This window comes from Seonamhaeicola sp. ABD4_175, from assembly GCF_056160885.1.
Genome location: NZ_JBSWYC010000003.1, coordinates 449,035 through 472,068, shown reverse-complemented (window position 1 = coordinate 472,068; position 23,034 = coordinate 449,035). Strand labels below are relative to the sequence as shown.

Sequence of the window (23,034 nt, the reverse complement as noted above, 5' to 3'; positions counted from 1 at the left end):
AAGGTGTTATTGTTGTCTTTTATCGATGTAAATATCGTTAAAATTTCTTAAGAATAAAACATAAAAGCGTATTTTTTTGCATTTCATCGAAATTTTAACACCTTTAAACCTGTTTTCTTAACATGTAAAACAGAAAAGCACTACAAGAAAGTAGTGCTTTAAATTATGTTTTTTTATTAGTTTTCAATTTTAACTATAGACCTATTAGCATCATAAGGTTCTTTAGACTCGTTTTGAAGTGTATATTGAGCCTGCTCTATTGAATCAAACCTATCATAATAAATGAAATATTTATTAGTATTTACATCAAAGAAGAAGTTAATATCTTTTTGACCAGCTGCAACAGCTTTTCTTAAAAACTCATCGCGTTTTTCTTCACTACTGTGTACCGCTAAAACCATATAATATCCAGATTCTGCATACGGCACATTTTTAACAATTTGAATATTGTTATTTGCTTTTTCACCGAAGTCAAAATCTGAAACCGTTATAGGTTCGATTGATGGATTTGTGAATTTTTTAATATTAGAAAGTGCATTACTATCTTTTACAAATCTATCTTTTTGATTATCATAAACGGCGCGTTTTATTCTGCGTCTACGTTCAACATCGGTAGCTAGTTTAATATCTTTTAATGTAGTTTCTAAATTTGCTTTTGCATTTATTGTTTTTAATTGCTCTGCTTTCAATTGCTCTATAGCTTTTAAATACGCAGCATTTAAAGGATCATTATCATCTTTTACTTTACGTTTTCTGCTAATGTAAACAGCTTCTAATTCTTCAATTTTAAAGCGTTGCTCTTCAATAATTTGGTCTAACTCATCTTTAATAGATTCAATTTCAGCATTTTCAGCAGCTATACTTTTAAAAGGTCTTGGCGCAACAACAATACCACGTTCACTTAAGTCATTTTCTTTTTTAAGTGCATTTAAATCTTCTTGTTTAACAGCAACCTTTTCTGTTAATTTATCAATTAAAGCACCTTGAGATTGTGCAGCATTATCTGAAACAGTATTTAATTTTTCAATTTCAGCAACGGTTTCTGCATCTAAATTACTTAAATCTTCGGTTTTTTCTTGCTCTGCTTTTAATCTTGCTTCTTCTTCAGCTTTCTGTTTATCTTGTTCTGCCTTTAATCTGGCTGCTTCCTCTGCTTTAGCTTTTTCCGCTTCTAAGGCTTCCAAACGTGCAGCTTCCTCTTGTGCTTTAGCCTCTGCCTCTTGTTGTTTGCGTAATGCTTCTGCTTTAGCTTCCTCTTCAGCTTTTTGTTTTTCTTGTTCTGCCTTTAATCTGGCCGCTTCTTCTGCTTTAGCTTTTTCCGCTTCTAAGGCTTCTAAACGTGCAGCTTCCTCTTGTGCTTTAGCCTCTGCCTCTTGTTGTTTGCGTAATGTTTCTGCTCTAGCTTCCTCTTCAGCTTTCTGTTTTTCTTGTTCTGCCTTTAATCTAGCTGCTACCTCTGCTTTAGCTTTTTCAGCTTCTAAGGCTTCTAATCGTGCAGCTTCTTCTTGTGCTTTAGCTTCTGCCTCTTCATTATTTGTGTTTTCGGCAACGTCTTTTGCTTCATTATTTTTTATGGTAGTACTTGGCTTATTTTCCTTTTTCTTTTTGGAAGGTTTACGTTTTGCTACCGTTTGTTTTTTTCGTTTTGGTGCTAATAGTGCAGATTCTTCATCATCACCACTGTAAACGTATCTGTTATTATTTTTAAATCTGTATGCTACTGAAAATTCATGTGATGTACCAAATTCAGATAAATCGCCAATAGATTTTTCAAAATTATATTCTAAAGCAATTTGTTCGGTAATATTTACCCCCAAACCTGCTGAGGCGCCATACAAAGTATTATATCCAACTTGAGCCCAAATACCTTTAGGAACAGTTAACATGGCCAACCCTGAAATTACAGTTTCTTCTTTTTTGAATTCTGATGTTATTAATGTAGAAAACTTACTTTCGTCAAAAAAGCCACGTGTATCCATATAACCAGTGTACATTACGTGTGCTTGCAGACTTTGTTGCGGATTGTCTTCAATTATTTTAGATGAATTTAAATTGTATGATACTAAATTATTTATAGATAACCCGAAGTCAAAAAACTCTGTACCATAATTTATACCCGGATTTATAGTTAATAATAAATTGTTTGGAATATTATTTAAAACCGGTTCTGGTGTGTTTGTTACAACTTTACCTTCATTAATACCACTTTGGTAAGCACCAATGTTTAAACCAAACGTTAAATTGTTATCTCTATTTATGGCCGCATTGTATGCAAAGTTTAAAATTCCGCCAAAAACAGTTTGCACACCATAATCTTGCTGAAATAACCCAATACTTGCACCTATATTTTCTTTTATTCTGCCTGAGAAACTAAATAAATATGCTTGCGGCGGATTCTCAAATTGTATCCACTGCCTTTTGTTACTAAAACTAATGTATTTATTTTGTTCACGAACAAAGCTAAATGTTGGGTTTACAACATATCTATTAAATTTTAGTGAGTTTCTAACAGGTAAATCTAACGCTACAACACCATTTTCAGTTTCTTGAGCATGGATTAATTGCACGAAGCATAAAAACAAAAATATATATTGAAACGTTTTTAACATATTACTTTACTACTGTTATAGAGCCTTTGTAGGTTTGGTTATTAGATGTGGTAATTATATAGTAGTAAACAGGATTTACATCTTTATACTCTAAATTTTCTGGCCAGTTATTTTGATATTGATTGGTTGATAATTCTATTTTTCCTTGCGAATTAAAAATGGTTATTTGTGTATTTGTACCTATAATAAATTCTTTTGGAATTATCCATGTATCATTAATATCATCGCCATTAGGACTTATTAAATTGGGGATATTGGCTACATCAGGAAATTGTTCGGTAATTTCAAACGTATAGGCTTTAGTAGATTCACAACCCACATTTTGCGTAATAGTTGCTGTGTAATTTCCAGATGTTGTAATATCTAAAGAACTATTTGATTCACCGTTAATTAAAACATCATCTCTATACCATTGAAAAACAGGATTAGTTGCAGATGTTGTTAATGTAACTGTAAATGTTTCATTTTCTTCTAACTCATAAGTACCTTCAAAATCTATGCTACTTGTAAAGCCACTATTCTCTAAATCTATTGAATCTGTTGCAGAACACTCTCCTAAACTTACAATAACTGAAAATACACCCGCTTCGTTGGTTTCTAATGTTTGATTGGTTGCTCCAGTAATTTCAACACCGTCTTTAAACCATTGGTATGAATTACCATTAATAGTTGACAATACTGTTGGCCCATTTTGATGACAATATGGATTGCCTAACGATGATTCAATAGAAATATCTATTTCATCTGCATCAACTTCGCTTACCGTTACTCTGTTTGAAAACGAGTTTGAAGTACATGTACCATAATCTGTCTCAACAAAATACGTACCTTCTTCAAAAACCTCTAAACTATTACCAGATGCCACAAAAACAGATGTTGTTTCTGTAATTTCTTTATACCAATTATATGTTAATGATGGATATTGAAGCGGAGAATCATTCATGTCACTCCCAGGATTATCAATAGTTAATAAATAGCTTTCGCCGCTACAAAAAATAGCATCTTCAACTAAATTATTTATTGTGAAAGGAGAATCTTGAATTTTATAATAAGCCGCAAAAGCATTTGAAGGCGAACTAGTTGCAGCAGGCGATGTACTTTTTATTCTTACTTTAAAAGCCTCACCTCTAGTTGTTTCAGGAATTGCAAATGTTAATGTTGCTGGAGAACTTGTTACACTACCCGGTGATGATGTGTAAATTGGGGTTGCATCTGTAAAATCTCCTGTTTCATCAGATAACTCTACAATAAAACTATTTGATGCTGTTAATGCTATTTCTGGTGAAAATGAAAATGTAACTTTGTAACTATTAAATGATTCACTAGCACAAGCTTGTGTAAAACCTAAGTTAGGCTTACCAATAACAAGTTGTGCGTTTACCGTAAAAGCAGTAAATAAATAGCAAATTACTATAGCATAAATATGTTTCATTAGACACTGTGTTTTTAGTTTTAAGAGAGAAATTATTGCCTAAATGATTTAAAGGAAAAATTACTAATCGTTTATATCATCAATGTTTGTTGCTATAATTTTATTAATTCTCAATCTGTAATCTGGCCTTCTTTCATTTTGTATATCTATAAACGTTTCAACATTTGAACTTTTAGAATACACATTAAAAAAAGCAGCGTTACCGTACCAATTTTCTAAATCGTCATTATTAGTATTATTTTCTTCAAAAATATTACCATTACAGTTATTAAAATACATGTTAGAAAATTGTATTTGCTCTAAACTTGCTTGACCAATTACAATATCATCATCTAAAATAACAGCAGGATTAAAACCTGAAATTACAGTTGTTTTCATGTCTAGAGACGCATCTTTACCTATAAAAACAGCTTCATTTACTAAACCTTTGCTAATATCGTCTTTTAATGTTTCACTATCATTAAGTAAAGTTAAATTTGTAGCAACTAATGATGTGCCTTTTTTTGAGAAATCTACTTCTTCTTTTTTATCATATGAAAGTACCTTTAAACAACGAGACCCTTCACTACTAGATATATATGGTGAACGAATAGCTAAGGAATTATTCAATTTGCATTGCGCACCGTAATTAAGTTTAAAATCTGTACTACTTGTTTTGTATGAAATAGCTTTGTTTATATTAACCTCACCACCCCATATTTCAAAAGCATCACCAGCACAGTAACTTACCATTACATTGTTTATTGCTGTTTCATTACCAACACCTGCTAATAATAGGCCATTTAGGTATCCTGCGCCTCTTATGCGTTTTCCTGCATATTCAATTCTAACATACTTTAATGTTCCTGAACTACTACAATTATCATCTCCTCCAAAGTTTACATGCGCATAATTTGCAGGATTTAGATTATAATATAAGTTTGCAACTGAACCATTGCCAAATTTATTAGAAGGTGCATTACCTAATAAAACAAGGCCACCCCAATCTCCTGGGTATTTCATACTTCTGTTAGATGAAAAAACAATAGGATCTGTTTCTGTGCCTTCAGCCATAATTTTAGCGCCTTTAGAAATTGTTAAAGAAGCTTTTGATGTATAATCTGCTAAAATTACAGTTCCGGGTTCAATTGTAAGTGTGGCATTATTGGTTACAAATACACTACCAACAAGCAAATATGTATCGCGCTTGTTAAGCTTAGTGTCTTCAGTAATGTTTCCAGTAATAATTTGAGTAGGCTCTCGGTAGGTAAGTTGACTTGGTTTAAACTCTGTCCAGTTTTCTAACCAATTGTTTTTACCAACAATTCCTTTTTCTTGTTGTGCTAAACCTGTTGTAGCTACAAGAAAAAATAGGTAGGTTACTAATTTAAATATTTTCATAATCAAGCATTTAGGTTGTTAGTAGAAATGGGGTTTCTAATAAACAAGTCAAATATAGAATAAAATCCACGAAATACCAAATAAATCGATAAAATGCTGTTGTTTGTTAAAATTTTATGTATTTCATCGATGTTTTATAGGAAAAATCTATCTAACTAAGACTTTAATGTAAACTGTAACAAAAAAGCAACCAATTTAGGCTGCTTTATAATTTATAACTTCATGTTTCTAACTAATGAAATTCGCTATATTCATGTAGTGATTTGAGTGTGTCTTCAAAAAATAATATTGCAGAAACTAAATTATTTGTATCAGAATATGGGAGAATTGTTTTTTGAAATTCTCTATTACTCTCTAAAAACTCATCAGTTGCTTCAAATTTGGTTTCAAGAACTTTTTTATTGTCATTATTTTCAGGTATACCCAAAGTTGAGAGCGTTACACCAGGTTTAGTTGCAAAAGCTATGTAAGGCATAAGTTGCACTAAACTTTCTATTCTTTCAATGTAAAGTACCAATAACTCACCTTTAGCTTTTCGGTCTAACTCTTCTTTACTATGGTATTTTTTAATAGCAACTTGATCACTAATGATACTTTTAGATTTGCCTTTTTGAGCAAAACTAACGGTAGTTACAAAGAATAAACCAAAACCAAGTAGGATTAATTTTGTTTTCATTTATATTAAGATTTGTGGTTCTGGCGGTAAATTTATACATTTTATCGTAAAAAACAATCATTTAATCGGTTTTTTTACAAAATAAACCTGTTTTATTTATTTTTCTTACAAATATTATAGTATAAAGGTATGTGTTTTAATCTTTTAAATGTTTTGGAAAAATAGTTTTAACCGTTTCTCCATTTTTAATTGAGTTCCAATCATTATCATTAAATGTTATTACAACTACACCACTTGTTGGTACATTATCTATATATGTACTACCATATAAATTAACAAAAGCGGTTATAGCATGGTTATGTCCAAACACTAAAAGATTATCAACGCTATTGTTTATACCTTTAATAACGTTTGTTAAATCTGTACCTGAAAAATCATATAATTTATTGAGATATTGAATATTTGAGGCATCTATTTTTAAATGTTTTAAAAATATTTTAGACGTTTCTTTTGTTCTAGTGGCATCGCTGCTTAATATTTTATCAAATTTAAAATTTTCATGTTTTAAGGTATTAGATACAAGTTTGGCATCATTTACACCTCTTTTTTTTAATGGTCTTTCGTGATCTGTTACATCAAATTCCCAAGAAGACTTAGCGTGCCTAACTAAAATAAGTGTTTTCATTATGTCGATTAAATACTTTTTAAATCGACAAAAAGTTATTTTTATCGATTAAAATCAATTATTATACTTTGTAAATCTAATATAATGTACAATATTTACCCATTATTAAAGCTTAATAATTTAAATTTTTATTAATTATTAACTGTAACCGTTAAAAAAACATTAAAACCCGATTAAAAGTACATATGCTGCGCTTAAACGAATTTATAAGTGATTTAGCACAAATTTTTGAATCCTTTGCAATTGCTTGTTTTTTTTGTGGAACCTATTTAATTAAAGAATTATGACCCCAAATCTGATTTCACATATAAATAAGGTATTGTTTAACGGTACTACTCCCTCATTGTTTTTCCCCTCAAAAACTTTATTACTGTTTAATTTAATGAAATATATTAGATTGAAATAGTGTGACTATTTTTTAGCCTTATTAAACTAAATGAAATATTATTAAGAAAAAAAACACAACATAAGCGAATCATGAAACACACAAGCAATATAGCATTTAATGTTATTTTTATGTGTATTATAACTTTAAGTTTAAATGCACAAATTAATAATTTTGATTCAGCCAATACCTTTGAATTAGAAATTGTTAGTTACAGTGATCAACCAGATTTTAGTTTAGAACACTTTCACATACTTTCTTTAAAAAACACTAGCAACAAACAAACTAGTTATAGTTTAAAGAGTGATGTAACTAATTACAAAGAAGCTTATGAAAACGTGGTTGAAAACCAACACGGAAAAAAAGATGCTACTACCTTTGGTAAAACTACTAAAATAAATACTAAACAAATAGCCAATAGCATTGAGGTTTCTTTTGTAGATGGTACAAAAACTAAAAATTTAAATACTATTACACTAAACCCAAGCGAAGAACTAAAGTTTTATGTTAAAATGAAACGCATAAATAATACTGAAGTAGGTGAAACTAAATTTTTCAAAATTTCAGCTCAGAGTTCAGATTTAATTTCAAAATCTGTAATAATTAAAAATGTAATTGCTAACCAAAACAGCTTAGGCAATTAAACTTTAAAGTTTAATAAAACAAACTATCAACTTAAGGCTTATGAAAATCTCTACACCTTTTATTAATTGTAAAAAACTTTTACCGCTAGTTGTATTTTTACTATGCGCCTTTGCTAACGCACAATTACAAACACCTTTTACTCCGCGTTTTAATGAGCCTGTAAATGGTGATTTTACAATTATTGCAAACAATACAATTTCTACAACAGCCACTGGTGATTACAATGGAACAGCCGATAACAATAGCCTTTCCAACCTTGTTTATGTAGATATAGATTCAGATCCAACTACATTCAATTCTAGTAGCGCAGACTTTTTAAACCCTGCACCAGGGGCAAGCTGTTTAACACTTAAAAAAGTACTTTTATATTGGGCAGCTTCAGATCAAGAACCAACTCCTGGAGGAGATAATCAACCTAATTGGAATTTTAATGATGTTAAGTTAATGCTTCCTTCTCAAGCAGCGTATACAACATACACAGCCGATGAAGTAATTTACAGAGGTAGAGATACACATTTTAGTTATGATCCATATATATGTGTTAAGGATATTACTACTGATGTTGCCACATTAACAAACCCATTTGGTACTTATCAAATAGCTAACGTTGAAGGTAAAATAGGGTCGTTAAACGATCATCAAAACGGGTTAGCTACAGGTGTTTCAGGTGGTTGGCAAATAGTTTTTGTTTATGAATCGCCAACACTTCCTGCTAAAAATGTAACTATTTTTGATGGTTACGCTCATGTTTTAAACCAAAATGGCGCTAAAGATTATGATATTAACTTTAGTGGGTTTCAAACAATTCCAACGGGTGATGTTAATGCAAATATACTTATAGGTGCCTTAGAAGGCGATAGAGGTATTGGTGGTGATAGATTACAAATACAAAACACATCAAACGTATTTGTTGATTTATCTACAGCTCCTTTATTCCCTATAAGATCACCGTTAAATTTCTTTAATAGTAGAATTACTATTGATAATAACAATTTTACTGATAGAAGACCTGCTAGTGAAAATACGTTAGGTTTTGATGCTGCTGTTTTTGAATTATCAAACCCTGGGAATTCTATAATTGGTAATAATCAAACTTCAGCTACGGTTAGACTAACATCTACCCAAGAAGCTTATGGTTTATATTTACTAGGTTTATCTGTTGATGTTTGGGCTCCTAACTTAAGCCCAATTGAACTTGTTTTAGATGCGCCTACTACAACATCAAACCCAGGCGACACTCTAGGTGTTAGTTTTGCTATTGAAAATACTGGTAACGATGATGCTTTAGGTTTAGAAGTGTCTACAACATTACCTCCTCAAGTTTCTTTAGTAGAACCTATTTCACCAGCCTTACCATCTGGAGTTACTTATAATTATAATGCAACTACAAGATTATTAGAGTTTGTTATAGATGATAGTGTTGTTGAAGCTGGTGATGATGAATTAGTTGTAAATTTTGATATTCAAATTAATAATGAATGTTATTTCTTAGAAGATGATTGTGATCTTGATTTCGATTTACAGTTAGAGGCTAATTACACAGGAGATCAAAACCCAGCGCCTCAAACAACCAATAGTTCTGCAACTTTAGACGAATGTGGTGTTGGAAATAAAGACCCTTTAACAATTACTATTAACCAGCCTATAATTTCATGGCAAACATTACCAAATGCTTTAAATAGAACTGTTGAATGTGGTAATACAACAGATTTAAATGATGCTCAAAGCTTAGCGCCGGTGGCCGATAAATGTAATTTAACTCCTGTTAAAACATCAGGTAGTTTTGTTGCTGATGCTAATTGTGCTAATGCTGGAACTTATACCAATACCTGGACATTTACTGATGCTTGTGGTGTAACAATTTCTGATTTTACTCAAGTAATCACAGTTACTGATACAACAGCTCCTACAGGAACTGCACCAACAGTAAATACTAACGTAAACGCTTGTTATGCTGATGCGCAATCTACTTATAGTTTTGATGCTAACACAGTAGCCACCAATTATTCTGATAACTGCGGAAGTGTTACGGTTAACCTTACCAATACTGAATTAACTGGAGATAATTGTAGTTGGTCTTTAACCTACACTTACAACGTAGTTGATGATTGTGGTAATACCTTAACAGGTGAAACAATTACACATTCTGGTAGTGATCAAACTGCTCCTACAGGAACTGCACCAACAGGAAATACAAATGTAAACGCTTGTTATGCTGATGCGCAATCTACTTATAGTTTTGATGCTAACACAGTAGCTTCTAGTTATTCTGATAACTGCGGAAGTGTTACTATAAACCTTACCAATACTGAATTAACTGGAGATAATTGTAGTTGGTCTTTAACCTATACATACAACGTAGTTGATGATTGTGGTAACACCTTAACTGGCGAAACAATTACACATTCTGGTAGTGATCAAACAGCTCCTACAGGAACTGCACCAACAGGAAATACCAATGCCAATGCATGTTATGCTGATGCGCAATCTACTTATAGTTTTGATGCTAACACAGTAGCTTCTAGTTATTCTGATAACTGCGGAAGTGTTTCGGTAAACCTTACCAATACTGAATTAACTGGAGATAATTGTAGTTGGTCTTTAACCTACACTTACAACGTAATTGATGATTGTGGTAATACTATAAATGGCGAAACTATTACACATTCTGGTAGTGATCAAACAGCTCCAGTAATAGACAATACAAACACTCAAAATATAGAAATTGAATGTGGTGTTGGTGATACTACCACTACCCTACAAGATTGGTTAAATAACAACGCTGGTGCCACAGCTACTGATAATTGTGGTAACGTTACGTGGTCTAACAACTACGGTGCTGATGATTCTGTTCAATGCGATAACGGTGCTGTTACAGTTACATTTACGGCTACCGATGAATGCGGACTTACAGCGTCAACAACCGCTACATACTTAATTAAAGATACTGAAGCGCCTACGCTTACAATTCCTAGTAACACCACTGCTGAATGTGATGACGATTTAACTCCTGCTACTCAAGGTAACGCTACTGCTACTGATGATTGTTCTGCTGTTAATATTACTTTTACCGATGTTACTACACCGGGTACTTGTGCTAACAGTTATGTTATTACAAGAACTTGGACGGCTACCGATGCTTGTAACAACACCACTAGCCTTGATCAAATTATTACAGTACAAGATACTACAGCTCCTGTAATTACTTTACCAAGTAATACAACTGTTGAGTGTAGTGATGATTTATCAACCACAGCTTTAGGATCTGCTACTGCTACTGATAATTGTTCTGCGGAAGCTAATATTACTATTACATTTTCTGATGTAACAACTCCGGGTACTTGTGCTAATAGCTATGTTATTACAAGAACTTGGACAGCTACCGATGAATGTAATAATGCATCTAGTTTAGATCAAATTATTACTGTTGAAGATAATACAGCACCTATAATTACCTTACCTGCCAATGTAACTGCTGAATGTAGTGATGATTTATCAACCACTGCTTTAGGTACTGCTACCGCTAATGATAATTGTTCTGCTGAAGCTAATATAACTATCTCATCTTCTGATGTAACAACACCTGGTGCTTGTCCGGGAACTTATGTAATTACTAGAACTTGGACGGCTACAGACGAATGTAACAACACCGTTAGTCAAGATCAAACTATTACTGTTCAAGATACCACAGCTCCAGTAATAGACAACACAAACACTCAAAATATAGAAATTGAATGTGGTGTTGGTGATACTACCACTACTCTACAAGATTGGTTAGATAACAACGCTGGCGCCACTGCTACTGATAATTGTGGTAACGTTACCTGGTCTAACAACTACGGCGCTGATGATTCTGTGCAATGTGATAACGGTGCTGTTACGGTTACTTTTACCGCTACTGATGAGTGCGGACTTACTGCTACAACAACTGCTACATACTTAATTAAAGATACTGAAGCGCCTACGCTTACAATTCCTAGTAACACCACTGCTGAATGTGATGACGATTTAACTCCTGCTACTCAAGGTAACGCTACTGCTACTGATGATTGTTCTGCTGTTAATATCACTTTCACCGATGTTACTACACCGGGTACTTGTGCTAACAGTTATGTTATTACAAGAACTTGGACGGCTACCGATGCTTGTAACAACACCACTAGCCTTGATCAAATTATTACAGTACAAGATACTACAGCTCCTGTAATTACTTTACCAAGTAATACAACTGTTGAGTGTAGTGATGATTTATCAACCACAGCTTTAGGATCTGCTACTGCCACTGATAATTGTTCTGCGGAAGCTAATATTACTATTACATTTTCTGATGTAACAACTCCGGGTACTTGTGCTAATAGCTATGTTATTACAAGAACTTGGACAGCTACAGATGAATGTAATAACGCCTCTAGTTTAGATCAAATTATTACTGTTGAAGATAATACAGCACCTATAATTACCTTACCTGCCAATGTAACTGCTGAATGTAGTGATGATTTATCAACCACTGCTTTAGGTACTGCTACCGCTAATGATAATTGTTCTGCTGAAGCTAATATAACTATCTCATCTTCTGATGTAACAACACCTGGTGCTTGTCCGGGAACTTATGTAATTACTAGAACTTGGACGGCTACAGACGAATGTAACAACACCGTTAGTCAAGATCAAACTATTACTGTTCAAGACACCACTGCTCCAGTAATAGATAACACAAACACTCAAAATATAGAAATTGAATGTGGTGTTGGTGATACTACCACTACCCTACAAGATTGGTTAGATAACAACGCTGGCGCCACTGCTACTGATAATTGTGGTAACGTTACGTGGTCTAACAACTACGGTGCTGATGATTCTGTGCAATGTGATAACGGTGCTGTTACAGTTACCTTTACAGCTACCGATGAGTGCGGACTTACTGCTACAACAACTGCTACATACTTAATTAAAGATACTGAAGCGCCAATTGTTGAAACAACTGTTGGTGATTTAGACAGAACAGTTGAATGTTCTGATGCGAGCGCTTTAACTGCTGCACTTTCTTTAGTTCCTGAAGCTACAGATGATTGTAGTGCTACTGTTTTAAATTTAGTAAGTGATGTGGTTAATCAAGATTCTAATTGCCCTAATGGTTATGTTCAAATTAGAACTTGGAACTTCACTGATTCTTGTGGAAATACTAGTGAAAGTTTTACACAAACAATAACAGTTGTTGACTTTACAGCGCCTGAATTAATTTTGCCTCCTAATGTTTCAGCTGAATGTAGTGACGATTTATCACCAGCTTCATACGGAACAGCTACAGCAACAGATAATTGTGATGATAATCCTTCTGTAACATTTACAGATGTTATTACTGAGGGTGATTGCGAAGGTACATATACAATTACTAGAACTTGGTCTACTACTGATGCTTGTGGAAATACTTTTGCTGCAGATCAAATTATAACCGTTTCTGATACAACTGCTCCAGAATTTGATCAGTCTGAATTACCAGAAAACATAACTGTAGAATGTAATGCTATACCAGAAGCTGTTACATTAACTGCAACCGATAATTGTGGAGATGCTACTGTAACTTTTGAAGAAAATATTACTAATGGTGATTGTCCTTCAAACTACACAATAACCAGAACATATACCGCTACAGATGATTGCGGAATTACAAAAACTCATGTACAAACCATAACAGTTCAAGATACCACTGCTCCAACATTTGTTGAAACCTTACCTGCAGCTAATGTAGTTGTAGAATGTAACAATATTCCTGAAGCAGAAACACTTACTGCTACAGATAGTTGTGGTAGTGCTACTGTAACTGTTGAAGATGTTAGAACTGATGGCGATTGTGCTTCCAATTACACATTAGCAAGAACTTGGACGGCAACTGACGCATGTGGTTTAACAACTACACACACACAAATAATTACTGTTCAAGATACAACTGCGCCAACATTTACTTCAGATTTGCCTACCAACATTACAGTGGAATGTGATGCAATTCCTGATGCAGAAACACTTACTGCAACTGATAATTGTGGTGATGCAACAGTAACACATGCAGATGCTATTACAAATGGCAACTGCCCTAACAATTATATTATTGCACGTACTTGGACGGCTACTGATGAGTGTGGTTTAACAGCAACACACACGCAATTAATTACTGTTCAAGACACAAAAGCACCGTTACCAACCACGACATTTGAGGAAACTTTAGAAGTTAGCTGTACTGATATTCCTGAAATTCCTGAATTAGAATTTGAAGATAATTGTTCATCAAAATCTAGCATTATTGTAGTTTTCAATGAAACTAGTACTTATGAAGAAGGTGTTTTTGAAGACTACCAAATAGTGAGAACTTGGACTGTTAGAGATGAGTGCAACAATGAAGCTGTTTACACCCAAACTTTAAATGTAATTTTAGATGAAGTTATTTTAGATATTGTTGCTCCAGATTGGTGTTTTGAAGAAGGCATTATTGATATGAATTCATTATTACCTGGTGATATTAACACAAATGGTACTTGGGAAATGATTGAAGGTGATACAAATGCTACATTAACTCAAAATATTTTTGATCCTTCTACTTTAGAATTAAGTCTAGAATTTTTACCAGATAGCGGTGGTATAAACTACCTATTTAGGTATACCACAACACATGATGGCTGTATTAATATTACAGAAATAACCATGAATGTACACGCAGATTGTGTGGTATTACCTTGTGGAGAAAAAGACGTTGAAATTTCAACAGCTCTTACACCTAATGGTGATGCCTATAATGAAACATTTGAAATTGCAGGTATTGATTTATGCGGATTTACCTATCAAGTTCAAATTTATAACAGATGGGGTGCCTTAGTTTTTGAATCTGACGATTACCAAAATGATTGGGATGGCTCTAGCTCAAAATCTGCTGTTGGTGCAGCTGGTAAAGTACCTAACGGAACATATTATTACATCATAAAAATTAAAGACAGTGGTTTACCTCCATTTACAGGACCTCTTTATATTGGAACCAAATAAAACCTTAACCTATTATGACACGTATTAAATATTTAATAATAACATTAGTATTGTTTGGTAGTACATCAGGGTTTGCGCAACAATTACCGCAATTTACTCAGTACATGTACAATACTATATCTATAAACCCTGCATACGCAGGAAGTAGAGAAGCTTTAAGCATTGTAGGTTTACACCGTAGCCAATGGGTTGGTTTTAAAGGTGGCCCAATTACACAAACACTTTCTGTTCATACACCTTTACGTAATGATAGAATTGGTTTAGGTTTATCGTTTATTGAAGATGATTTAGGTCCGCAAAATTTTAGCTATTTATATGGCGATTTTTCGTATGCAATTCCTACAGGTTATAAAGGTAAACTAGCCTTTGGTTTAAAAGCTGGTTTTACACAATTTAGCTTTGATACCGATTTTAGATTAGACCCAGATAACCAAAACGACCCATTAATTTATGGTACTGAAGATAGATGGACACCAAACCTTGGTGCAGGTATTTATTGGAGTACAGATAGAATTTACGCTGGTTTATCGGCTCCAAGAATTCTTAATAACGATTTTAGCAACAAAAATGATGATTTTGAAGCTTTAGAGCGTATAAGTTATTATTTCACGCTTGGTGGTGTTATAGATTTAAGTAACAGCATAAAATTTAAGCCCGCAGGTTTAGTAAAAGCTACAAACGGTGCGCCTTTATCTTTTGATTTAACTGCAAACTTTCTTTTTAACGAAAAATTATGGTTAGGTGGTTCTTACAGAATTAATGAGCAAACTGCTGCTATTGGTGGTATTGCAGATTTTCAAATTTCAAGACAATTACGTGTTGGATATGCTTATGAAAAACCCATTTCAGACATAGCAGATTACACTTCGGGAACACATGAAATTCTATTAATTTATGAATTCAAATTCTTAAGTTCTAAACTAAAATCACCACGTTATTTCTAATTAAGGCATTTTATGAAATTAAAACATTACATATTAGTTTGTATAACGCTAACGCTTAGTCTATCTGCATTTGCACAACAAGGCAAGCAAAAAAGAGCCGATACACTTTTTAATAAGTTTTCATTTGTAAAAGCTGCTAAAGTTTACAGAGAACTTATTCAAAAAAATTATAATAAAGATTATGCAACAAGACGTTTAGCCGATTGCTATACGTATTTAAGAGACCCAAAAAATGCTGCCAGATACTATAAAAGCGTTGTAAAGCAAGAAAATGTTCCGGTAGAATATTACTATAGTTACGCCCAAGCATTACGTGGTATAAAAAAGTACAAAGAATCTAATATTTGGCTTAAACGTTATAAAGATTCTGGTGGTGTTGTAAACGCTAACGATTTTTCAAAAGACATCAATTTTATTTCAAGTGTTTTTGGTGCTAAAAAACAATATTTTTTAGACAGAGTTAGATTTAATTCTAAATACAGTGATTTTGGCGCTTTTGAACATAATGGTAAAGTTTACTTTGCCTCATCTAGAGATGAAGGTGTTTCTATAAAGCGTGTATATGGATGGAATGAGCAGCCTTTTCTTGATGTGTACGTAACTGATGTTAAATCTAGAAGAAACGTAGATCATTCAGGAAAACTTAAAGGTGATGTTAATTCTATTTTCCATGATGGCCCAGTTACTATCACAAAAAATGGTAAACACATGTATTTCTCAAGTAATAATTTTCAAAATGATATTGAGAAAAAAGATAGTAAAGGTATGACTAATATGAAAATATACCGTGCAACATACCGCGATAGTACATGGACAGATATTGAAGATCTTTCAATAAATAGTGATGATTTCTCTACACAACATGCCGCATTAAATAAAGACGATTCTAAACTATATTTTGCATCCGATAGACCTGGAGGCTTCGGCGGATCTGATATTTACGTGGTTGATATAAAACCTGATGGTTCTTTAGGTGAACCCCAAAATTTAGGTAGTGTTATAAATACTGAAAGTGCTGAAGGTTTTCCGTTTATAAATAAAGAAGATGTATTATTCTTCTCCTCCGATGGGCATACAGGACTTGGTTTACTTGATATTTTTGCAACTATTAAAGGTGAAAATGATGATTTTGTTGATGTAGTAAATCTAGGTATTCCTATAAACTCTAATAAGGATGATTTTTCATTTACAATGAACCCAAACGGCATTACAGGATATTTTGCTTCAAATAGAAAAGGCGGTCGCGGTAGTGATGATATTTATGCCTATCATAGAGAGCCAACCTTGCATGTTGAAGGTGTTGTAAATGATGCTATTAATATGAACCCCATTGTAGGTGCAAAAATTACTTTATTTGATGATAAAGGCAATGAAATAGCCTATATGGAAACCGATGAAAATGGCTTTTATCAAATTAATATTGATAGAAATCAAGATTATAAAATAGTTGCCAGTCAAGATAAATATATTGATGATTATAGAAACTTTACATCAAAAAATATTCAAACAGAACTTGTTACCATTGATGCTAACATGCTGTTAAATCCGGTACAAGACGTTATTAAACTAGCCGAATTAAATACCATTTATTTTGATTTTAACAAACATAACATAAGAGAAGACGCTGCATTAGAGCTAGATAAAATTGTAAACCTCATGCAAAATGATTATCCTGAAATGGTAATTAGAATTGAATCACACACAGATTCTAGAGGATCTTTAACTTACAATGATAAATTATCTATTGATAGAGCAAACTCAACATATGAATACCTAATTTCAAAAGGTATACATCCTGATAGAATTACTGCTCACGAAGGTTTTGGTGAACGTAGATTAACCAACGGATGTGAAGATGGTGAAAATTGTGAAGAAGAAGATCATCAATTAAACCGTAGAACACAATTTATTGTTGTAAAAATGGAATAAACAAAAAGCTAGTACTTGTATTCATTTACTATCTTACTAGTAGTTTTTTAATTTAAATTACCGCCCCTATGAAATTAAAAACATACATATTAAATGCTTTTGCTATACTAATTAGCATAAGTGCTTTTTCACAATATGGTGCGCAAAAAAAGGCAGACAAACTATTTAATACCTTTTCTTTTGCCAATGCAACAAAGGTATACCACAATCTTATTGATAAAAATTTCAATACAGAATATGCTATTAGGCAACTAGCCGATAGTTATGCTTACATGCGTAATGCAGATAGTGCTGTTGTCTATTACGAAAAAGTTTTACAGCAAAATAACGCTCCTAAAGAGTATTTATACAAATATGCACAAGCATTACGTGCAGTTGGTAAGTACAATGAATCTAGAACATATTTACAAAAATTTAAGCAAGCTGGTGGCGTAATGAACTCTCGCTTACTAAATAATGATGGTACTTTCTTAAACAATATATTTGATGCTAAGCAGCAATACTTTTTAAAAGATGTAAAATTTAACTCTAAATACAGTGATTTTGGAGCGTATAAACACAATGGTACAATATATTTTACATCATCAAGAACAGAAGGCGCCTCAACAAAACATGTTTACGGTTGGGATAACCAGCCTTTTTTAGATATATACACTACAAATAATATAACTGACAGTATTGTAAACAATAAATCTAGGCTAAAAGGGAAAGTAAATTCGGTGTATCATGATGGCCCTGTTACTATTACTAAAGATGGTAAAACCATGTATTTTTCTAGAACATCTTTCAGAAAAAATAAATTAGATAAAGACTCTAAAGGCACAAGTAATTTAAAAATATATAAAGCGACGCTTGTTAATGACACATGGACCAACATTGAAGAATTAAGCTTTAATAATAATGCCTACTCTAATGCACACCCCGCTTTAAACCACGATGAAACAAAACTGTATTTTGCTTCAGATATGCCAGGAGGTAACGGTGGATCAGATATTTATTATGTAGAAATACTTAATGATGGTAATTACGGCAAACCTGTTAATGTTGGAAACACTATTAACACCTATAAAAATGAACGTTTCCCGTTTATTAACACTGAAGGTACTTTATTTTTTGCTTCCGATGGTCACCCAGGATTAGGCATGTTAGATATTTTTGCTGCTGTAAAAAACAGTAATAATAATTTTAATATTGTTAATTTAGGAGTGCCAGTAAATTCTAGTAAAGACGATTTCTCTTTTTTTCTGGATGATGATGGATTAACTGGATTTTTCGCTTCAAACAGACATGGCGGTGTTGGTAGTGATGATATTTATGCTTTTGATAGAATACCACAATTAACACTAGAAGGTAGTATTACCAATGCTTCAACTAATGCCCCAATAGAAAATGCCAAAGTTATTCTTAAAGATTTAAATGGTACTAAAATTGCAGAACTAACCACTGATGAAAATGGTAATTATGAAATAAATTTAGAAAGAGACACTGACTATATTGTTGAAGTTTTAAAAGAAAACTTTATTGACAAATCAATAAAAGTCTCTACAAAAAACATAGAAAAAAGTACAACTAAAATAACTAACAACGTTTCTTTACAACCCAAAGCAGTTGAAGAAGCGCCTAGTTTAGATAATTTAAGTACTATTTATTTTGATTTTGATACGTCTAACATTAGAAAAGATAGTGGTGAAGCATTAGATAAAATAGCTGAGATATTACTAGTTAAATACCCAAATATAGAAATTAGTATTGCATCGCATACAGATTCTAGAGGCCCTAGTAATTACAATAAAATGTTATCTCAAAAAAGAGCTAATGCTACGTTTAAATACTTAATTAATAAAGGTGTTCCTGAAAGTAGAATTAAAGGCTACACAGGTTATGGCGAAGAACAATTAGTAAATAATTGTAACAATAATACTAAATGTACTGAAGCTGAACATCAACAAAATAGACGTACGCAGTTTACTATTATTACATCAAACTAAAACCAATTAGAAATTCTATATATTTCTCACTAAAAGCCTTTGTAAATTAATACAAAGGCTTTTTATTATTCTTTTAATCATCATAAATAAAACAATAAATCCTCCCTTTAAAGAGAGGATTTATATACCTAAAGCTAAATTTAATAACCTGTAGTTATTAATATAACACTTAAAATGAATAAAACGTAACGTATAGCGTGCCTATTTGCCATACGCTTATTTAAACATAAAAGGTTATGGGTTTACGTAACCATTATAGGGTATAATGCAACGTTATTTTTTAATGAAGATGTTGGTGAAATACCAACGCCCTTTGTCGTTTTGTTCAGCTGAAATATCACAATTTGTAAAATCGCCTTCAATTGTTGCTCTATGGCCTTCACTTTTTAACCAAGCTTTAACAACAGTTTCGGCAGAACTATAGCCATAAGCTACATTTTCGGAAACAGATTTTGCGCCAGCATTAGATTTTAAATAATCGCTTCTAGTAAAAAAATTATGATGAGACACATCGCCTGTGTCAAGCATATAATCTGTGTGTGTAAAAGCAACAGATTTAATAATTTGTAAATCTTGTAAAGGATTTAAGCCTATAGATAACCGGTGATTGTTAATGTGTTCTAAAACTTCAATTTCTATAGTTTTAGTTTGTGGGGTTACGGTACTTAATTCTAACAATTCAACTTTATCGTCAATACTGTCTGTGGCGCAAGAAACGCACAATACAGCAAACAATGCCAATGTTGGCAGTTTAGCTAATAACTTCATAAGTAGGTAAATTTAGATTTGGTATTATAAATTTAAGGTTAACCTACTTATAAAGTGTTAATGAAATGTTAAAATCTATTAAAAGCATGTTTTTAATCGCAAATACATGCATTTAATCGATTAAAAATAGTCTAAAATGTTAAAAAAAAGCTTTTAAACGATATTTTAAGGAGATAATCGATTTATAAGCCAGTTATAATCTTCCTGTAATTGATATCGTATTCTGTCATGCAATCTGTTTGGTCTACCTTGCCAAAATTCAATTTCAACAGGTTTAACTATATAACCACCCCAATGTGCTGGTCTTTGTATTTCTTTACCTTTGTAGGTTTTTTCTAAGTTTATAAGTTTGTTTTCAATATAACTCCTGCTTTCTATAACTTCACTTTGGTTTGAAACTAATGCCCCTAATTGGCTGCCTCTTGGTCTAGACTCAAAATAACCATCACTTAGGTTTTCGGCAATTTTACTGGCTTTTCCTTTAATTATAACTTGTCTTTCGGCTTTATGCCAAAAAAAAGATAAACATACATTTGGATTTTTTTCAATGGCTTTGCCCTTTTCACTTAAATAATTGGTATAAAAAATAAAGCCTTCAAAAGTATATTTTTTTAGTAGTACTACCCTACTTTTTGGAAAACCATCTAAACCAATTGTTGAAATTGTCATGGCATTATTTTCATCTTCTGTAAAAAAGGCATCAACTTCAAAAAACCATTTTTGAAATAATTCCATTGGGTTTTCTGGAGCGTCGGCTAAAAGTAAAGCTCCTTTTTCATAAGATTTTCTGTAATTACTTAAATCGTTTTCCATAAATTAAATTAACACAAACTTTACTTTTTATTATAATTAATATTAATGTAAAATATTGTATATTAGTGTATAGGATTATTTTTTGAAGCCATTATTGCTATAAACCTCTTCTCAAATTTTAAAAATACTCAAATTAATTGTTTGTATTATGCGCTTCGAAACTACTAATTATTTTAAAAACAACAACAGCTATAAACATGTTTTATCTTTTGGTACATTTTACCTTTGTGAAAATTTTTATGTAGCCGAAATTAATGAAGGTGTACATATTGATTATAGTTTGTTAAAAGCGTTAATGGAAGATTTGGTTAGTTTTTATGGTGAACATTCAAAAATAGGTTTTATTGCTAACAGAATTAACTCATACTCTACTAACCCGCAATGTTTTAATAAAATTGATGCTGAATATAATTTTGTTACCGCTAGTGCTTTTGTTTTATACAGTGATTTGGCTTTTGGTAATGCTTCTATTGAAAAAATGATTACAAATAAAAGTATTAAACGTTGCGAAAGTTTAAATGAAGCTATTGAATGGATTTCAAATTTAAAAGAACTTGTGGTGCTTAAAAGTTGAAAACTTTACCATCTTGAGCCAACACAACATTATTAAAAACTTGTTCTGCCTCTAATTTAAAGTCGTTTATATCTTTATATCGTGTTGAATAATGCCCTAAAATTAACGTATTGGTATTTGCTTTTTTAGCAATGGTTGCCGCTTCTTTAGCTGTTGAATGTTTGGTGCGCTCTGTTAAATGTGCTTGTGTTTCTAAAAAAGTAGATTCGTGATACAGCACATCTACATTTTGTATTATAGGTACAATATCTTCTTTGTACATAGTATCACTACAAAAGGCATAACTTTTAGGTTTTTTGGCAGGTTTGGTTACCGTTTCATTTTTAATAGTATCACCGTTTTCATTAACTATATCAAAACCTTGTTTTAGTTTGCGGTAGTATGCAACATTAATATTAGCATCTGTTGCAGCGTTAATATCTAACTTTCTGTCGCCTTCTTTTTCTTTGAATAAAAAACCGTTTGTATATATTCTATGATTTAAAGGAATGGTATGAACTTCAACTTTATCATCTTCAAAAATACATTGCGAATTGGTTTCTGTAAGTTCATGAAAAATGAGCTTATAATTGGTCCAAGAATCTGCCAACTTCATTTGCAAGGTAATTATTTCTTTAATGCCTTTAGGGCCATAAATATGCAAATCTGCTTCTCTACCTAACAACCTAAACGTTGAAATTACGCCAACTAAACCAAAAAAATGATCGCCGTGTAAATGCGATATAAATATGTGTTTTATGCGGCTAAACTTTATTTTATGTTTTCTAAGTTGTACTTGTGTACCTTCACCACAATCAATTAAAAACATATTTCCGCGCATCTCTAAAACTTGAGAGGTAGGATTGGTTAAAATTCTTGGTGTGGCACTGTAACAGCCTAAAATAGTTAATTTCATAAGGTTAAAAGCCTAAATCGCGTTCCATTTCTTCCATTTCAATAATATCATAAGCCTCTTGTAATGTTGGCACTACAACAATTTCATCTGGAACTTCATCAAAATTTACTTTATTAGTAACTATTATAAACGAATGTTTGGCAGCTCTGTGCGTGTTTGATAATTGTAAAAACTCAATAAGTTCTTCTAGCTTTATGGGCTTTAACGTTGTTAAATTAATAATTACGTTATTATTTTTAAACTTTGGGTATAACGCCTGAATTTTTTTAACCAACTCAATAACGGTAGCTTTTTCTTGTGTTATTATGGTTGTATTTTCTTTTTGATCAAAAATCATAG

15 protein-coding genes are annotated in these 23,034 nt (G+C 32.3%); 6 read left to right on the top strand and 9 right to left on the bottom strand.

What is annotated here, in order from left to right:
• Window positions 1-176 precede the first annotated feature (176 nt).
• The 5 genes from ACXAG4_RS11820 to ACXAG4_RS11800 all read right to left on the bottom strand — a co-directional run bounded on the left by ACXAG4_RS11820 (window position 177) and on the right by ACXAG4_RS11800 (window position 6,722).
• Window positions 177-2,609: a PorP/SprF family type IX secretion system membrane protein gene (locus ACXAG4_RS11820; protein WP_475296284.1), complete on the bottom strand. Its 2,433-nt coding sequence runs from the start codon at window positions 2,607-2,609 to the stop codon at window positions 177-179.
• A gap of 1 nt (window position 2,610) precedes the next feature.
• Window positions 2,611-4,041, bottom strand: a complete 1,431-nt coding sequence (locus ACXAG4_RS11815; protein ID WP_475296283.1) for a T9SS type B sorting domain-containing protein — start codon at window positions 4,039-4,041, stop codon at window positions 2,611-2,613.
• A gap of 63 nt (window positions 4,042-4,104) precedes the next feature.
• Complete coding sequence (locus ACXAG4_RS11810; protein WP_475296282.1) at window positions 4,105-5,421, bottom strand: hypothetical protein; 1,317 nt, start codon at window positions 5,419-5,421, stop codon at window positions 4,105-4,107.
• Between the two features lie 232 nt (window positions 5,422-5,653).
• Window positions 5,654-6,097: a hypothetical protein gene (locus tag ACXAG4_RS11805; RefSeq protein WP_475296281.1), complete on the bottom strand. Its 444-nt coding sequence runs from the start codon at window positions 6,095-6,097 to the stop codon at window positions 5,654-5,656.
• Window positions 6,098-6,233: 136 nt separating this feature from the next.
• Window positions 6,234-6,722, bottom strand: coding sequence for a SixA phosphatase family protein (locus ACXAG4_RS11800; RefSeq protein ID WP_475296280.1), 489 nt, complete (start codon window positions 6,720-6,722; stop codon window positions 6,234-6,236).
• A 477-nt stretch (window positions 6,723-7,199) separates the two neighbouring features.
• Here ACXAG4_RS11800 and ACXAG4_RS11795 point away from each other — a divergent pair, with 477 nt between their 5' ends.
• The 5 genes from ACXAG4_RS11795 (at window position 7,200) to ACXAG4_RS11775 (ending at window position 19,645) form a co-directional block, all read left to right on the top strand.
• Window positions 7,200-7,751: a hypothetical protein gene (locus ACXAG4_RS11795; protein WP_475296279.1), complete on the top strand. Its 552-nt coding sequence runs from the start codon at window positions 7,200-7,202 to the stop codon at window positions 7,749-7,751.
• A gap of 40 nt (window positions 7,752-7,791) precedes the next feature.
• Window positions 7,792-14,784, top strand: coding sequence for an HYR-like domain-containing protein (locus ACXAG4_RS11790; RefSeq protein ID WP_475296278.1), 6,993 nt, complete (start codon window positions 7,792-7,794; stop codon window positions 14,782-14,784).
• A 14-nt stretch (window positions 14,785-14,798) separates the two neighbouring features.
• A complete protein-coding gene (locus ACXAG4_RS11785) occupies window positions 14,799-15,728 on the top strand; it encodes a PorP/SprF family type IX secretion system membrane protein (protein ID WP_475296277.1) in 930 nt (309 codons plus the stop codon).
• Between the two features lie 12 nt (window positions 15,729-15,740).
• Window positions 15,741-17,657, top strand: coding sequence for an OmpA family protein (locus ACXAG4_RS11780; RefSeq protein WP_475296276.1), 1,917 nt, complete (start codon window positions 15,741-15,743; stop codon window positions 17,655-17,657).
• A gap of 68 nt (window positions 17,658-17,725) precedes the next feature.
• Window positions 17,726-19,645, top strand: a complete 1,920-nt coding sequence (locus tag ACXAG4_RS11775) for an OmpA family protein (RefSeq protein WP_475296275.1) — start codon at window positions 17,726-17,728, stop codon at window positions 19,643-19,645.
• Between the two features lie 273 nt (window positions 19,646-19,918).
• Here ACXAG4_RS11775 and ACXAG4_RS11770 read toward each other — a convergent pair whose 3' ends face one another.
• The gene (locus ACXAG4_RS11770) at window positions 19,919-20,413 is read right to left on the bottom strand and encodes a CAP domain-containing protein (protein ID WP_475296274.1); all 495 of its coding nucleotides are present in this window, start codon (window positions 20,411-20,413) and stop codon (window positions 19,919-19,921) included.
• 165 nt (window positions 20,414-20,578) lie between these two features.
• Window positions 20,579-21,226 (bottom strand): pyridoxamine 5'-phosphate oxidase, encoded by a 648-nt coding sequence (gene pdxH / locus ACXAG4_RS11765; RefSeq protein WP_475296273.1) that lies wholly within the window; start codon window positions 21,224-21,226, stop codon window positions 20,579-20,581.
• 148 nt (window positions 21,227-21,374) lie between these two features.
• Here pdxH and ACXAG4_RS11760 point away from each other — a divergent pair, with 148 nt between their 5' ends.
• A complete protein-coding gene (locus tag ACXAG4_RS11760) occupies window positions 21,375-21,800 on the top strand; it encodes a hypothetical protein (RefSeq protein WP_475296272.1) in 426 nt (141 codons plus the stop codon).
• On the opposite strand, the gene ACXAG4_RS11755 is transcribed toward ACXAG4_RS11760, so the two are convergent.
• Together ACXAG4_RS11755 and ACXAG4_RS11750 are read right to left on the bottom strand one after the other, a co-directional pair.
• Window positions 21,790-22,695, bottom strand: coding sequence for a ribonuclease Z (locus tag ACXAG4_RS11755; RefSeq protein ID WP_475296271.1), 906 nt, complete (start codon window positions 22,693-22,695; stop codon window positions 21,790-21,792). The two genes, ACXAG4_RS11760 and ACXAG4_RS11755, sit on opposite strands and share 11 nt — an antisense overlap.
• 4 nt (window positions 22,696-22,699) lie before the next feature.
• On the bottom strand, window positions 22,700-23,032 hold the full coding sequence (locus tag ACXAG4_RS11750) for a ribonuclease Z (RefSeq protein WP_475296270.1): 333 nt from the start codon (window positions 23,030-23,032) through the stop codon (window positions 22,700-22,702).
• Window positions 23,033-23,034: the final 2 nt, after the last annotated feature.

Coding starts and splice junctions, on each gene's coding strand:
- ACXAG4_RS11820 (WP_475296284.1), bottom strand. CDS start 2,609: ATGTTAAAAACGTTTCAATATATATTTTTGTTTTTATGCTTCGTGCAA.
- ACXAG4_RS11815 (WP_475296283.1), bottom strand. CDS start 4,041: ATGAAACATATTTATGCTATAGTAATTTGCTATTTATTTACTGCTTTT.
- ACXAG4_RS11810 (WP_475296282.1), bottom strand. CDS start 5,421: ATGAAAATATTTAAATTAGTAACCTACCTATTTTTTCTTGTAGCTACA.
- ACXAG4_RS11805 (WP_475296281.1), bottom strand. CDS start 6,097: ATGAAAACAAAATTAATCCTACTTGGTTTTGGTTTATTCTTTGTAACT.
- ACXAG4_RS11800 (WP_475296280.1), bottom strand. CDS start 6,722: ATGAAAACACTTATTTTAGTTAGGCACGCTAAGTCTTCTTGGGAATTT.
- ACXAG4_RS11795 (WP_475296279.1), top strand. CDS start 7,200: ATGAAACACACAAGCAATATAGCATTTAATGTTATTTTTATGTGTATT.
- ACXAG4_RS11790 (WP_475296278.1), top strand. CDS start 7,792: ATGAAAATCTCTACACCTTTTATTAATTGTAAAAAACTTTTACCGCTA.
- ACXAG4_RS11785 (WP_475296277.1), top strand. CDS start 14,799: ATGACACGTATTAAATATTTAATAATAACATTAGTATTGTTTGGTAGT.
- ACXAG4_RS11780 (WP_475296276.1), top strand. CDS start 15,741: ATGAAATTAAAACATTACATATTAGTTTGTATAACGCTAACGCTTAGT.
- ACXAG4_RS11775 (WP_475296275.1), top strand. CDS start 17,726: ATGAAATTAAAAACATACATATTAAATGCTTTTGCTATACTAATTAGC.
- ACXAG4_RS11770 (WP_475296274.1), bottom strand. CDS start 20,413: ATGAAGTTATTAGCTAAACTGCCAACATTGGCATTGTTTGCTGTATTG.
- pdxH (WP_475296273.1), bottom strand. CDS start 21,226: ATGGAAAACGATTTAAGTAATTACAGAAAATCTTATGAAAAAGGAGCT.
- ACXAG4_RS11760 (WP_475296272.1), top strand. CDS start 21,375: ATGCGCTTCGAAACTACTAATTATTTTAAAAACAACAACAGCTATAAA.
- ACXAG4_RS11755 (WP_475296271.1), bottom strand. CDS start 22,695: ATGAAATTAACTATTTTAGGCTGTTACAGTGCCACACCAAGAATTTTA.
- ACXAG4_RS11750 (WP_475296270.1), bottom strand. CDS start 23,032: ATGATTTTTGATCAAAAAGAAAATACAACCATAATAACACAAGAAAAA.